The 13615-nt window shown below is 45.8% G+C and carries 15 protein-coding genes; 12 read left to right on the top strand and 3 right to left on the bottom strand.

Annotated features, from left to right (window positions below):
- The first annotated feature begins 372 nt into the window (after window positions 1-372).
- The 8 genes from QT979_RS27540 (at window position 373) to proB (ending at window position 8276) form a co-directional block, all read left to right on the top strand.
- On the top strand, window positions 373-546 hold the full coding sequence (locus tag QT979_RS27540; protein ID WP_333312249.1) for a hypothetical protein: 174 nt from the start codon (window positions 373-375) through the stop codon (window positions 544-546).
- On the top strand, window positions 547-1728 hold the full coding sequence (locus QT979_RS27535; protein WP_333214427.1) for a F420-0:Gamma-glutamyl ligase: 1182 nt from the start codon (window positions 547-549) through the stop codon (window positions 1726-1728).
- Window positions 1729-1919: 191 nt separating this feature from the next.
- Window positions 1920-3251 (top strand): GNAT family N-acetyltransferase, encoded by a 1332-nt coding sequence (locus tag QT979_RS27530; RefSeq protein ID WP_333312248.1) that lies wholly within the window; start codon window positions 1920-1922, stop codon window positions 3249-3251.
- Between the two features lie 269 nt (window positions 3252-3520).
- The gene (gene ruvX / locus QT979_RS27525) at window positions 3521-3979 is read left to right on the top strand and encodes a Holliday junction resolvase RuvX (protein WP_333214416.1); all 459 of its coding nucleotides are present in this window, start codon (window positions 3521-3523) and stop codon (window positions 3977-3979) included.
- 313 nt (window positions 3980-4292) lie between these two features.
- Window positions 4293-4871 carry a DUF3727 domain-containing protein gene (locus QT979_RS27520; RefSeq protein ID WP_333214417.1) on the top strand — a complete coding sequence of 193 codons (579 nt, stop codon included), beginning with the start codon at window positions 4293-4295 and terminating at the stop codon, window positions 4869-4871.
- 247 nt (window positions 4872-5118) lie between these two features.
- Window positions 5119-6243 carry an endolytic transglycosylase MltG gene (gene mltG / locus QT979_RS27515; RefSeq protein ID WP_333214419.1) on the top strand — a complete coding sequence of 375 codons (1125 nt, stop codon included), beginning with the start codon at window positions 5119-5121 and terminating at the stop codon, window positions 6241-6243.
- Between the two features lie 142 nt (window positions 6244-6385).
- Complete coding sequence (locus tag QT979_RS27510; RefSeq protein WP_333214421.1) at window positions 6386-6907, top strand: YqeG family HAD IIIA-type phosphatase; 522 nt, start codon at window positions 6386-6388, stop codon at window positions 6905-6907.
- A gap of 259 nt (window positions 6908-7166) precedes the next feature.
- Window positions 7167-8276: a glutamate 5-kinase gene (proB, locus tag QT979_RS27505; protein WP_333214423.1), complete on the top strand. Its 1110-nt coding sequence runs from the start codon at window positions 7167-7169 to the stop codon at window positions 8274-8276.
- Between the two features lies 1 nt (window position 8277).
- Here the strand turns inward: proB and QT979_RS27500 are convergent, their stop codons facing one another.
- Window positions 8278-9036, bottom strand: coding sequence for a hypothetical protein (locus QT979_RS27500; protein ID WP_333214425.1), 759 nt, complete (start codon window positions 9034-9036; stop codon window positions 8278-8280).
- Between the two features lie 807 nt (window positions 9037-9843).
- Here QT979_RS27500 and ndk point away from each other — a divergent pair.
- Window positions 9844-10293, top strand: a complete 450-nt coding sequence (ndk, locus tag QT979_RS27495; protein ID WP_333035325.1) for a nucleoside-diphosphate kinase — start codon at window positions 9844-9846, stop codon at window positions 10291-10293.
- Between the two features lie 153 nt (window positions 10294-10446).
- Here the strand turns inward: ndk and QT979_RS27490 are convergent, their stop codons facing one another.
- Window positions 10447-11193 carry a creatininase family protein gene (locus QT979_RS27490; protein ID WP_333214832.1) on the bottom strand — a complete coding sequence of 249 codons (747 nt, stop codon included), beginning with the start codon at window positions 11191-11193 and terminating at the stop codon, window positions 10447-10449.
- On the opposite strand from QT979_RS27490, the gene QT979_RS27485 reads away from it, so the two are divergent.
- From QT979_RS27485 to QT979_RS27475, 3 genes are all read left to right on the top strand, one after another.
- Window positions 11192-11335, top strand: coding sequence for a hypothetical protein (locus QT979_RS27485; protein ID WP_333312247.1), 144 nt, complete (start codon window positions 11192-11194; stop codon window positions 11333-11335). The two genes, QT979_RS27490 and QT979_RS27485, sit on opposite strands and share 2 nt — an antisense overlap.
- Window positions 11336-11458: 123 nt before the next feature.
- On the top strand, window positions 11459-11617 hold the full coding sequence (locus QT979_RS27480; RefSeq protein WP_333214829.1) for a hypothetical protein: 159 nt from the start codon (window positions 11459-11461) through the stop codon (window positions 11615-11617).
- Window positions 11618-11728: 111 nt separating this feature from the next.
- The gene (locus tag QT979_RS27475) at window positions 11729-12469 is read left to right on the top strand and encodes a response regulator transcription factor (RefSeq protein ID WP_333214828.1); all 741 of its coding nucleotides are present in this window, start codon (window positions 11729-11731) and stop codon (window positions 12467-12469) included.
- A 296-nt stretch (window positions 12470-12765) separates the two neighbouring features.
- Here the strand turns inward: QT979_RS27475 and QT979_RS27470 are convergent.
- Window positions 12766-13615: 4'-phosphopantetheinyl transferase superfamily protein (locus QT979_RS27470; RefSeq protein WP_333312246.1), on the bottom strand; the 850-nt coding region annotated here is incomplete at its 5' end.

The raw sequence follows: 13615 nt of genomic DNA, 5'->3' as shown, positions 1-13615 counted from the left end.
ATGTTCAACTAAGCAAATCGAAAATTATTTTGCTCACTGCTGTTACTGTACCTCTTAGTCACGCAAAGTGCTGTATACACGATTATTTACTGATTAAATGATTAATAAATATTCTTAAAAAATGTGGAGTGCCAGCTTATAATTTAATGTTTTTAAATAACCAAGTCTTATATTTTCTAAAAAATTAACTATTAAATAATTGAATTAAGTGATTTGTTTTGTAGAGGTTGCAGATGTACGGTCGGAAAGGCTAAATATGCAAGTCAGAGAAACCAGTATCCACAAAGATTCGGGATTTTCAACTGATTTTTTTTCATACCCTGATTAAGTAATGCCAGATTTTGGAGTGATCTAACTCACGAGGAGAGCTCTTTGAACAGCAACTTGACCGCTTTAGCCACAGAATCCCGATCGCACTTACGTGTAATTGGGCATAAGTGCGATCGCCCCCAACGAACTCAACACAATCGAATTACTACCGGATCAGCGCTCAAAGTACCCGATATCGACTACAGTAAACACAAAATATTATTGGCGGTGATTTGAGTGATTGAGACTTTAGCAACAGGAATCGCAGCAGCCGGTTCGCTGCTAGCATTGGGCGGATTGGGCCTAGAGTTGAACTATCGCCGGACTGGGAGTGCAAATAAACTAGAACTAACAGCCGGAGAATGGCACTTAGCCATCTCCGAACCCAACCGCTATCTTTTAGTCGGGGAAATGGAGTTCCGCAACCTGACACAGCGATTTGAGATTATGTTGCCGGAAGTGCGGGCACAGGTGAAACTGCTGTCAGACGGAAGTTTGGATGGCGTTACCTCCGAGACAAAGGTGATTCCTTGCCACAAAGACGCAGCAGCCAGAGCAGACGATTACTGGTTCGGCTATATTGTTAAAGCCCAAAAAAACACGAAAATTAAAGTTTCTGTAGACATTCAAGGGCAAGATTTAACCAAATTGCAGTCGGCTTGGGTGCAAATACATTTCGTCACCTACGGCCCAGGCGGCCGCATCCCGAAAGTCCGTAACGTAGTAGTCCCGCTGCAATTTCCCAACTCGGAGACAGTACCTAATGCCCGAAATGTCGGAGTTGCCGAAGTTTTGCCGATTCGCACCCACATCCTGACGGAATTGGACAATCCCGTCGAAATTGTCAAGCGTTACGTGCTGCCCCGCGCCCAGAAAGGCGATATAGTCGCCCTGGCAGAAACTCCCCTAGCTTTGATGCAGGGACGCTATCGCCATCCCAGCGAAGTCAAACCCGGATGGGCGGCAAAGCGAGTGTGTTTGTTTTTCTTACCCATGTCGAGTTTGGCCACGGCTTGCGGGATGCAGACGTTGGTTGATGTAGTAGGCCCTTGGCGCGTAGTAGCAGCATTTGCGATCGGCGCTGTGGCTAAAATATTTGGCAAACCGGGAGTCTTTTACCAACTAGCAGGGGAACAAGCCAGGCTGATCGACGACGTTACCGGGACTTTGCCTCCCTTCGACCAATTTATTGTCCTCGGCCCGGACAATCCCCAGCAAGTTGTAGAAGAAATTCAACGAGAAACCGGACTTGCGGCAGCCATCGTAGACGCTAATGACTTGAAAGCAGTTAAGATATTAGCAGCGACCTCCGATTTATCGGTAACATTCTTAGAGCAAGCCTTGCGAAGCAACCCCGCCGGGAATGCTGACGAGCGCACACCAGTCGTTGTAATTCGACCTCTGCCACAAAAATCTTGAGTTGAAAACAGAAAATTAAAAATTCAAAAAGATGATTTGCAATTTTTAATTTTCGATCGAGCAAGAAAGGGAGAAGAATCAAAAGTTATAAGTTTTGAAATCAAAATTTACCCATTCAAAACTCCAAACTTATCTAACTCTTCCCCTTTCTGAATTTTTATTTTTAAATTTCCATTCTCCACTTTTATGCTATGACTTCATTTCCCTCCCAAAACCCAAACCAGGTTGTGATTCGCCCGTTTCAGTATCGCGATATCGAGGTGATGGAACAACTGTGCGCGGAAACAGCCGAAGAGCCAGAAAACCGCAAGGGCGCAAGCTGCGACGTGGTACTAGGTAGAAAGTTGCAGCAGATACGTCGCTGGTACGGACTACTAAAGATTTTTAGCTTGTTTCCCAACCCTTGTCAGTCCCTGTTCCGGGCCCATGTTGCCGAAGAAGAGGGGAACGTTAAGGGCATAATTCAGATTTCTCCTTTCAACCGCACCCGCAGCACTTGGCGGATCGATCGCCTAGGAGTAGACCCAGAAGCGCGCAGCAAAGGAATTGGTTCGATGCTGCTGCGGTACTGCTTTGAGGCAGTCTGGGAGGCGCGGACGTGGCTGCTGGAGGTGAATGTCGGCGACAACACTTCCCTGGCTTTGTACCGACAAAACGGGTTTCAGCCTTTGGCCCAGATGACTTACTGGACGATCGCCCCAGAACGCCTGCAAGAAATGGCTTCCTCGACGCCAGATTTGCCCAACCTGCTGCCCGTCAGCAACGCAGACGCTCAGTTGCTCTACCAACTGGATACCGCCTCTATGCCGCCGCTGGTGCGCCAAGTATTCGATCGCCACATTCAAGATTTCAAAACCAGTTTTGTCGGCGCTTTAGTCGAAGGCGTCAGACAGTGGCTGGGCAAAACAGAGGTAGTCAGCGGTTACGTGTTTGAACCGCAGCGCAAAGCCGCGATCGGCTATTTTCAGGTGCAGCTATCCCGCAACGGCAATCAGCCGCACGTCGCCCAGTTGACGGTACACCCGGCATACACTTGGCTTTACCCTGAACTGCTGTCCCAGATGGCGCGCCTTGTTCAAGATTTCCCGGTTCAAAGCCTGCAACTGGCTTCCGCTGACTATCAGCCGGAACGGGAAGCTTATTTAGAGCAATTTGGAGCAGTGCGCGTGGAACACAGTTTGCTAATGTCTCGATCGGTGTGGCACAAATTGCGCGAGTCCAAGTTGGTCTCTCTCGAAGGACTCCAGCTATCAGAAATGCTGCAAAGCTTCCAGCCAACTCGCAAACCCGTACCGGGCCGGATGTCCTGGCTCGGCCCGATGGCTGGGGAAGCAGCAGCAGGGCCCGCGTCGTCTGAGATAAAACCTCTGTTGGCTGACTCAGGAAACAGCCAAACGAATCAAGTTAACCCCTTGGGCAGCCAAAATTCCGAATCAGCAGCAACTGATGGCAGCAGCATTTTGCCTTTAAATTTGTCAGAGTTGCCTCTAGACGGCGGCTGGCCCGGAGAACTCAATTCTTAATAATTGAAAGCAGAAGGTAAAAGGTAGAAGACAGAAAAAAATAGAATTAATCATCCAATAAATCACTTTTTTCTGTCATAATCCCAAAATATCCCTTCTGCTTTTGATTGATATCAACCTAAGATTACCTATCTTCTTCTTACTTTCTTATCTTCTTTCTTCGCGTTCTTCGCGTCTTCGCGGTTCGTTAAAAAAAATCGGCAACTAACAAAGAAGTAAATCTAAAATCTAAAATCTAAAATCTAAAATCTAAAATTGCTTGATTGATAATGTCCAACGATAAATTATGGATTTCAGCCCTGGGATTAGATATCGGCCTTAAACGAGTCGGCATCGCCGGGTGTGACGGCACTGGTTTAATAGCTACGGGCATTACAACACTTGTACGATCGTCCTTCGATCAAGACGTAGCTTATCTCCGAGAAATCGTGCGAGAGCGGAGAGTTCAAATTTTGGTTGCAGGCTTGCCCTACTCCCTGAGCGGAGAATTAGGCACTCAAGCCCGACAAGTGCAGAAATATGCTACTCGCATCGCCACAGCCTTAGAGCTCCCCCTAGAATACGTGGACGAGCGCCTGACTTCGGTTGAGGCAGAGGAATTGATGAAAACACAAGGGATTTCCCTGTCGCAAAATAAGGGTGCGATCGATCGCAAAGCAGCGGCCCTGATTTTGCAGCAGTGGCTAGACGAGCGGAGGCAAAATATCTCCGCCCTTCCCAATCCTTGATAGGTGGTAACAAAGGCGTGATATCCTGGTTGTGCAAGTTTGCTACGCACACCTGTAACCCTTGACAAACTGGAGAAAATTCTGCTGTACCCTTGGTACTGAAGAAGCACAAAATCGTGATTTGTCCTCAGTGTCGCTTGCTGACTCGACTGAGATTTAACCGCTGCACTCCTCGCCTGTGGAAAAGGCCGCGAGTCTCGCGGTTTAAGCTTGTGGACTGGCGATTGCCCACTTAGCCAGAATATCGCCACGAAAATTCCCAATTGTCAAGCCAACGTTACTGAATTATTGACGGAAAACTAAGATACACGCGATGTCCTCATCCCCATACCGCAAAAAAGAGAATGGCAATTCCAACGAAGAGTCCGTCACCTTGACGGATGAAGTTGGGCGATCGCTGACTTGCAACATAGAATATTCTATGAACCTAGAAGGTGAAGAATACGCTTTGCTGCTGCCAATTGACTCGCCAGTAGAAATTTTTACCTGGCACGGAGACGATAACGACGAAGCCGCAATTCCTGTAGAAGACGAGACCGAAATTGATAAAATTTTTGATACCGCTAAAGTGGTCCTGCAAGAGCAGAACTTGACGCTCCGACGCACGGCGGTGACGCTGACTGTGGTTGGCGAATTGCCGGAATTTCCAGAAGAGGATATGGCATCCGATGTCGATCCAGATGAGGAGTCCGATTTCGAGGAACTGATGTGGCTGACCAGTTTCTACCACGAAGAACAGGAATATGCCATTTATACGCCTTTAGACCCGTTCTTTATCTTGGCTAGAATGGATGAGGACGGCAAGCCAGAATTGCTCTCAGAAGAAGAGTTCCAAAGGCTGGAACCGATGTTACCTATGCTGGAAGACCAGTTCTTTGACGAGCTTGATTAGATATTAATTGCAGGCACAAGGCCTGATGGCAAAAAGCAGAATTTTTTACTATTTTATAAAAAAGTAAACTGCTCGCCCGATCGAACTTTTTCTAGATGGCCGCTTCTGCCTTCGCGATCGGGCTTTTGAATTGAGCCGCGTGAATTGGGTCTTTTAAATGGCTTGTATTCGTAACTTTTCGGTCATCAATCGCAGGTCATCAGTCATTAGTCGCTAGTTAACCGCCGCTTATCCAGGACAACGGACTATGAATAAAGAACAAATGACAAAAAGCAGCACGCGCGAGAGCCGAAAAGGTACTCCGCAAGTCTCTAAATGGTTGTTTTATCTGGCCTTGCTGCCGGCAATCTGGGGGGTTTGCGCTTGGCAGGGCTGGGCTTGGTGGAGCTGGGCTTCGGCGCCACCTAAAATCACATCCTCATCGGGAAATCCGGCAGAGGATGCTGCTGTTTCGATCCAAATTCCGGAGGGTACTCCCAGTCAAAAAATTGGCCGGGATTTAGAGGCCGCGGGGTTGATTCGATCGAGCTCGGCATGGAATATGTGGGCCCGCTGGCTGACTCTGCAAAACCGCGAGGGAGGTTTTAAAGCAGGAACTTACCAACTTTCGCCTACTCAGCCTCTGAGTGCAGTTGCTGACAAAATTTGGAAGGGCGAAGTCGCACAGCAGAGTTTCACTATTCCAGAAGGGTGGTCGCTGCAACAAATGAGCGCTTATTTTGAAGCGCAAGGTTTTTTTCCGGCTAAAAATTTTATGGCGGTGGCGAGTCAAGTTCCCTACGCTCAGTACCCTTGGCTACCGAGCGGATTGCCTCACTTGGAAGGGTTTTTGTACCCGGATACTTATCAGCTAGACGGAGATGCAATTAGCCCGGAAGCTGTCATCAAGCAAATGCTCGGTCGCTTCGAGCAGTTGGCTTTGCCGATCTATCAAAAGAATCAGAAGAATACTAAGCTGGATTTGAAAGAGTGGGTGACGCTGGCGAGTATTGTGGAAAAAGAGGCTGTGGTGGCGAGCGAGCGCAATAGAATTTCAGGGGTATTCAACAACCGTCTGAATCAGGGTATGCCCTTGGGTTCTGACCCTACGGTTGAATACGCCCTCGGCATTAGGCAAACTAAGGAGAAGCCTTTGACTTTCAAGCAGGTAGAAACGCCTTCTCCTTACAATACTTATATCAATGTAGGCTTGCCACCAACTCCGATCGCATCTCCGGGAATAGCAAGTCTGGAAGCGACTCTGAGTCCTGAAAATACAGAATACCTGTACTTTATGGCGCGGTACGACGGCACTCACATTTTCAGTCGCACTCTGGCCGAACACAATGCTGCTGTGGCTCAAGTTGACCAAAAAGTGCGATCGACTCAATAAATGGGCAATGACTAATACAAAAGTAAAAAGTCAAAAGTCACAAAGCAAAAGCAATAATTATTCACTTTTGATTTTTTACTTTTTTAATCTTTAACTTCCAATTTCTTATTTGTCAATCTAAAACCTAAAATCTAAAATCATTATGACTTGGGGTAAAATACTACAGCCTGACTTAGTTCTAGGCGATTCAGTCATGAAGTTAACGGCTGATATTCTTCAGGAATATAATATTAAAGGATTAGTTTTGGATGTGGACGAAACTCTCGTTCCCATCACAGCAATGAATGCTTCTCCTGAACTCACCCTGTGGGTGGAAGAAATAAAACCCGTAGTATCGCTATGGTTGGCGAGCAATAATTTAAGTCAGACTCGGATCGGTCGGATTGCTGAGTCTTTGAATCTACCTTACATCACGGGTGCGGCTAAGCCGTCGCGCCGCAAGTTGCGAAGGGCTATTAATGCGATGAATTTGCCGGTGGAACAGGTGGCGATGGTGGGCGATCGACTTTTTACTGATGTTTTAGCAGGCAATCGTTTGGGTATGTTTACTATTTTAGTGGAACCAATGGTTGATGCTGGCTATGCGCTTCGCAAGTATCCGGTGCGCTCTTTTGAAGTTTGGGTTTCTCAAGCTTTGGGGGCTTCTCTGAAAATTAAAGATTAGTCAGTAGTCATTAGTCAGTAGTCATTAGTCATTAGCTATTAATGCGGAGGGCGGGTTTATAAATATCCACGACGTGAATCATAGATTTTGGTGAAGCCGCCCCTACAGTATTGGTTATAATCAACTAGACATCTCCAGAAAAGCCAGCTTTGAACAGGCATCCTGCCTGTTCCACAATAATTATTGGAGATGTCTACTGGAAATGATATTATCACTAATAACTAATAACTACCGACTACTGACTAATGACTACTGACTAATGACTAAAACTATTGTTGTTAAAATTGGAACTTCGACTCTGACTCGATCGACTACCGGAAACTTAGCTCTTTCAACTATTGCTGCATTGGTCGAAATTTTAGCTGATTTGCGGCAGCAAGGCCATCGAGTAGTTTTGGTTTCTTCCGGTGCGGTTGGAGTTGGCTGCGCGCGCTTGGGTTTGACGGAACGCCCGCGAAACATTGCTATGAAACAGGCTGTGGCGGCTGTGGGCCAAGGGCGGCTGATGCGGGTGTACGATGACTTGTTTACTACTCTGCAACAGCCGATCGCTCAAGTATTGCTCACCAGGGGCGATTTAGTGCAGCGTAATGGTTATGTTAATGCTTACAATACTTTTCAGCAACTGCTCAGATTGGGAGTGATTCCGATCGTCAATGAAAACGATACAGTAGCGGTAGACGAACTCAAATTTGGCGATAACGACACGCTTTCGGCGCTAGTAGCGAGTTTGGTAGAAGCAGATTGGTTGTTTGTACTCACAGATGTCGATCGGCTGTATTCGGCCGATCCGCGCAGCAATCCCGACGCGCAGCCGATCGCCCTAGTCCAAAGTATGGCACAGCTCACAGAATTTCAGGTGCAAACAGGAGATTCCCGCAGCGGTTGGGGAACAGGCGGAATGGTGACAAAAATTGAAGCGGCGAGAATAGCAACTGCATCGGGAGTGCGGACTGTTATCACTGACGGCTGCTTTCCTGGTAATATCGATAAAATACTCAACGGAGAGTCGATCGGCACTCAATTTGAGCCTCAACCGCGCCCTGTAAACGCTCGCAAACACTGGATAGCTAACGTGCTAATTCCAGCAGGAAAAATATATTTAGATGCGGGTGCGGTCAAGGCAATTTCCCAGGGTGGAAAATCGCTTTTAGCTGCGGGTATTGCTCAAGTAGAAGGAGAATTTCAAGCTGATGATTCCGTGCAGTTGTGCGATGCAGCCGGCAAGCAAATTGCTAGAGGACTTGTGAATTATAGCAGTTTAGAACTGAGACAAATCCAGGGCTGCAAGTCAGAAAAAATTGCTGAGATTTTAGGCTATGCAGGCGTAGAAACGGCGGTACACCGAGATAATTTAGTGATTGTTTAAACTAACAAATATCGAGACAGTCGATCGGGCAATGAGCGAAGGCAGAAATTGGGGATATTTGCAGCACAGTCTTGCAAGAATTTGTTTGGCTGTGTTGGAACAGCTCGTTCATCGCTTCTGTAAACAGTTCAAATAAGTTTTGTGCTAATTCTAAAGCTGCTTGGTATTCCGCACCTGTAAGTTTGATCTCTGCTAAAACTTCCAGCATCTCTGGCGTGTTTAAAAGGTGATAATTTTCTAAACCCCCATAACCTCCTCCAAAATCAACAGATTCTTTTTGGTTAATTTGCTGTAATTCCATTACCACTGCTAGCGCTGCCTCAAAAAAAACTTGGGCAGTTCCTTCGAGGACTTCCACTAACACCAGTTTCTGAATGGGAGAGGCTTTCCAAGCGTAGCGTTCGATCACTGAACAAAGCGAGCGAGTTTTTTTAGTTTCTTCACCCCAAAGCAGTCTGAAGTCGCCGTAACTTATTAATTGATTTAAGCCCAGTTCCTCTAGGTATTCTAGATAGTCGTGCCAGTAATAGTTTTTTTTATAAGTATATTTATTAATTAGTTCCTGAACTTTGTTATTACTAGAAGATTCTCGCAATACATATTTATTTAAATCGCTCAATCCCACAGCCAAAGGAGCGAGTACAGGTGCAAAAATTAGTCGTTGATTCGCGTGAATGTGTTTGTTGGCTAGAAAGTCAAACAAGGGCAATTTGGTAAACTCTTGCTTTTTGGGTTCAATGAATGCTACAATGGCTTTCATACTTTTTTCGCCTGAATATTTGCTGTCAAGATAATCTTCATACCTCAGTTAATTATCTATATTTTCGAGCCAAAATAATTGTGTTTATTATCATACATATTTGTATTTGAGATCATAGGTAAGAGTGTTTGCAGTCACAGCAAATTGTGACGGAAAGCATCCCGGATACAAGCCCCCGGATTCATTCCTTCGCAGACTCAGGACGGAAAAATAAAAAACCTGTATCCGATAAGCCAGCCCCTGAATTTATCCGTGGGGTCAATGCTTCCAATCTAAAATCTAAAATCTAAAATCTAAAATCTAAAATCTAAAATCGATTGACTTGTATCATATTGTGCCCGAAGTTCGAGCATCTTGTTCCCTAGAGATAAAATGTTCTACATTTAAATTGCATATTTCTATCGTTGCTCAAAACCACCCCACAAGAGTTTGATTATTTAGTGACCGATAATTTAAAGCTGATTAACTTAATAGGCGAGTGTTCATTCTGCTCGCAGTGCTAAAAAATGCTTTTTACAAAATCGCGGTGATCCATGCAAATCAGTCCTAGACGCATAGGAGTCTCGAAACCAGGTTTCTTTGCAGATTCATCGCTGCTCAACAAAAATTTTTCTGAGAAACCCGGTTTCTTTAAGCCTTGGTTTTATTGCTTCTTCCCTCTTTTCTCTTCCCTCTTCTTATTCCTTCTTCCTTCTTCCTGCTGTCATAAGTCTCCAAATGACAATTTCCCCTTCTCAGAATTGCCTTTAGGTGCGTTCTGAGTTACTCTATCTTTTGGATCAGTTAACACAATTATAGGAGTTAATCTTGGAACGGACTTTTTTAGCGATTAAGCCCGACGGCGTACAACGCGGACTCGTCGGCGAAATTATCGGTCGTTTTGAAGCCAAGGGCTTTAAGCTAGTTGGTATGAAGCTGATGACTGCGAGTCGCGAACTAGCGGAACAACATTATGATGTTCACAAAGAAAAACCATTCTTTGCTGGATTGGTAAACTTTATCACTTCAGGCCCTGTAGTGGCGATGGTTTGGGAAGGTGACGGCGTTGTGGCCTCGGCGAGAAAAATCATTGGCGCCACAAATCCTCTGAATGCAGAACCTGCGACAATTCGGGGCGATTTTGCCGTCAATGTCGGCCGTAATCTCATTCACGGTTCTGATGCTGTCGAGACTGCCCGTGCGGAAATTAGCCTTTGGTTCAAGGAAGAAGAATTGAGTGCTTGGACACCTTGTTTAACTCCTTGGATTGTGGAATAGTTTTGATATTCTCCCGGTGGTTAATCGGGAGATATAGCCTTTTTTAGACAGATGAAATATCATGTCGCTGACTCACTCATAACTGTAAACTATAGAATAGTTTGAGATTTTTTCTTGTTACCAGGAGCTTCCTGGTAACGAGAAGAAAAAACGTTAATCGGAACTTAAAAACTCCAAATAATTATTAGTCAATTCTTTGACTGCTAATTCGTAAAACTGTTGACCGTGTTCGGGGGTTGCTAATCCCGGATTTGAACCCATTCTCCCGTCGGGAAATCGGCGGCGGAAATCAGCGGCACCGTAAATTTTGTGCCCGGAAGCGACTTCTTCCGAAAGCGGAGCTTGCTTGATTGCTTCTGGATAAAGGTACTGGGTTAAGGCGACTTCGCTGGGGGTGGCGTGGGAACCTTCTTGGTTTCCGTATAATTCTTTTGCTAGTTGGTAAACTGAACCGCACATGAACCAGTTGCCGATTTGACACTGAATTTTATCGGCATTTGGTAAATGCAAGTCTGATAAATGCGCGTATGTCTCGGAAAATGCTGCTTTCATTGTCGCAATGTTGCCACCATGACCGTTAATGAAGAAATATTTCTCAAATCCCGCTTTTGCCAAAGATGTGATATAATCCCTGATTACCAGTATTAGCGTCTGCGGTCGGAAGCTGATTGTGCCGGGAAAGCTGGTGTGGTGCAAAGCCATCCCGACATTAATTGTGGGGCCGATTAAGGCATTGGCAGCTTCACCGACACCGCGGGCGATCGCCTTGGCAGCAATGGCGTCAGTTCCGATCAAGCCGGTGGGCCCGTGCTGTTCGGTGGAGCCGATCGGGATAATTATGCCTCGCGAGCTTTCGAGATAAGCTTCTACCTCGGGCCAGGTACTCAAATGCAGCAACATGATAGGCAGTCTACAGAATTTTTACTTGCTATTGTCGATCGTAGCCGGCACGGGAAGAATAAGGAATTTGGAGCAACTTATTATTGTATTCTTAAAAAAAGCTCTTAAAGTGCGATCGCAACTTTACCGTTATATTACTTAACGTTAATAATTTAACCACTTGATGGCCAAAACTTTACCTTTTAATAACCTTTTAAGAGTAGTATAACAAGCATATCCCTCTAGATTGGGTGTTACGTGGTCAATTAACAGCGGGCAATGTTTTATGAAATTAACACCGACCCCGAAAAATGACCAGACTTCTGAGGCCTGGACGCAGGCAGACAGCGCGGTTCCGGCAACTGCTCTACGGCTGTATTCCTTACACGAGCAAGTAGTAAAGGTCGAGCGCGTGCCTGTAGGATGGGCTGGCGAAAGATTCTAAGCGATCGAACTTTCTGGCGATCGTACAAGCGATCTCCGCGCGAGAGTGTCTCAGCTACTGAAGAAGACACCGAGCGCTAGCTACATACAAACATAACTCCCACTGATATTTATGTCTTCTGCTGAATTAAGCGAAAGTCCTTCAAGGCTGGCTGTTGGACAAGCCGGCCGTATCTTGTTATTGGAAGGTGAAGATCTGTTGCGGGAAATGCTAGCTTTAGCCCTTAAAGAACAGGGCTACGAGGTGGTGGTTACTAGCGACGGGCGCAACGCTCTGCCTTCTGTACAAGCTGCTTCGTCATACCACGGTGAATTTGCCTTTAACCTGTTAATTATGGATTCAATTAACGGTTTGGATCTGTGTCGAATGTTACGGCATCAAGGAAATCCCGTCCCTATTTTGATTATCGGTGCTAGAGGAAGTGCCAACAATTGCGCTTTTTACCTCGAAGCCGGATCTGATGATTATCTGACCAAACCTTTTGGAATGCGGGAGTTTATCGCTCGCTGTCGGGCGCTGATGCGGCGCCAGCGCCTCGGTCAGTTGCGACAACCGATGATGCTGCAATATAAGAGCATAACTCTGTATCCTGAAGAGTGCCGCGTGTTGGTTCGTGGTCTGGAAGTGAAATTTTCTCCTAAACAGTTTCGCTTACTAGAACTATTTATGAGTTATCCCCGGCGAGTTTGGTCCCGCGATCAGTTGCTGGAAAAAATTTGGGGTCAAGATTTTATCGGAGACAGCAAAACAGTTGATGTTCACATCCGCTGGCTGCGCGAAAAGTTGGAAATAGATCCGGCCCAACCGGAATATATCATTACGGTACGAGGGTTTGGCTATCGATTTGGTTAAATTATTAAATCAGTTGTAGGGTGGTAAATTACAGTCGGATAGACAAATAAGGACACAACATTTTTGTGCCCTTATTTGTCTATGGAGGGTGGGCAATACAATAGCTTGGAGGTGCAACCAGTAGAGATATTCCAGCGATTGTTGCCGTTCTCTTTTACCCTGGGCGATCGGTATCAACTGAGATATTGCACCATTGTCAAAAACAGGCAAGATGACTGCTCCACAAAGAATTTTCTTGTGGAACAGGCCCGAAAGCCTGTTCATAAAAAGCGAAGCGTGCAACATCTCAGTATAAATCAAAACTCCCCCGTCCACTCCCAACAATGAAGTTTCCAGCAATCTCCCGCAACCGCAACAGCCGCCACCATATCTGAACTCGGAATTAATTCCATTAAAGACCATCTCGATGCTTCTTCAGGGTTGTCTTCAACATTTAACAGCGCGGCAGGTTCTCCTGGTGCGAGGGTGACATCAAACTGATTCAGGGGAATAGAAAGTCCTTTACCTACTGCTTTGATATAGGCTTCTTTGCGAGTCCAGCAGGTGAAAAAAGCTCGGGGTTGGAGATGTTCTGGGAGCGAACGCAACACAGAGTGTTCTAATGGTGAAAAAAACTTTCCCGCAATTTCTAGGCAAGGAAAGTTGGTATTTATGCCTTCAATATCCACACCAATATCTCGATTTTTGGTAATAGCAATTAGAGCAATACTCCGAGAGTGAGACAAATTGAAACGCAGGGTATTTCCACCTTGGGCGGCGATGATAGAGGGTTTGCCGTAGGGATTGTAGTAAAAGCGCAAAATGTGAGGATTTATGTTAAGATAGCGACTCAGAATCGCTCTGAGTACCCCACGACTCACAATAAATTGCGATCGACCTTTGGGAAAGTGAAAACCCTCGGCTTTTGTCCGCTCGTCGGTAGAGAGAGTCTGTTGTAAACTCTGCAAGCAAGATTCTGTTTGAGTCAGAGAGACGCGCCAAACATGAATTTCTCCCAGATCCAATGTCAAGTCTAGCGGTGGGGAATTCCACGAAGGAACAACAGCAATCATATATTTACCCGGCTTGATCCAACCCACATTCCGCAGATGTGTGTGGAATTTTTTTATCAGTTGTGAAAAGTTGGAGTCAAAAAGTTTTTCCGTT

The organism is Microcoleus sp. w2-18bC1 (assembly GCF_036700365.1).
Lineage (GTDB): Bacteria > Cyanobacteriota > Cyanobacteriia > Cyanobacteriales > Microcoleaceae > Microcoleus.
Note: the sequence above shows the minus strand (reverse complement) of the source record. Positions and strands in the feature narration are given on the sequence as shown.

Bases quoted from the DNA above. Each gene is read 5' to 3' on its own strand.
- QT979_RS27530 (WP_333312248.1), top strand. From the start codon at position 1,920: ATGACTTCATTTCCCTCCCAAAACCCAAACCAGGTTGTGATTCGCCCG.
- ruvX (WP_333214416.1), top strand. From the start codon at position 3,521: ATGTCCAACGATAAATTATGGATTTCAGCCCTGGGATTAGATATCGGC.
- QT979_RS27520 (WP_333214417.1), top strand. From the start codon at position 4,293: ATGTCCTCATCCCCATACCGCAAAAAAGAGAATGGCAATTCCAACGAA.
- mltG (WP_333214419.1), top strand. From the start codon at position 5,119: ATGAATAAAGAACAAATGACAAAAAGCAGCACGCGCGAGAGCCGAAAA.
- QT979_RS27510 (WP_333214421.1), top strand. From the start codon at position 6,386: ATGACTTGGGGTAAAATACTACAGCCTGACTTAGTTCTAGGCGATTCA.
- proB (WP_333214423.1), top strand. From the start codon at position 7,167: ATGACTAAAACTATTGTTGTTAAAATTGGAACTTCGACTCTGACTCGA.
- QT979_RS27500 (WP_333214425.1), bottom strand. From the start codon at position 9,036: ATGAAAGCCATTGTAGCATTCATTGAACCCAAAAAGCAAGAGTTTACC.
- QT979_RS27485 (WP_333312247.1), top strand. From the start codon at position 11,192: ATGATAGGCAGTCTACAGAATTTTTACTTGCTATTGTCGATCGTAGCC.
- QT979_RS27490 (WP_333214832.1), bottom strand. From the start codon at position 11,193: ATGTTGCTGCATTTGAGTACCTGGCCCGAGGTAGAAGCTTATCTCGAA.
- QT979_RS27480 (WP_333214829.1), top strand. From the start codon at position 11,459: ATGAAATTAACACCGACCCCGAAAAATGACCAGACTTCTGAGGCCTGG.
- QT979_RS27475 (WP_333214828.1), top strand. From the start codon at position 11,729: ATGTCTTCTGCTGAATTAAGCGAAAGTCCTTCAAGGCTGGCTGTTGGA.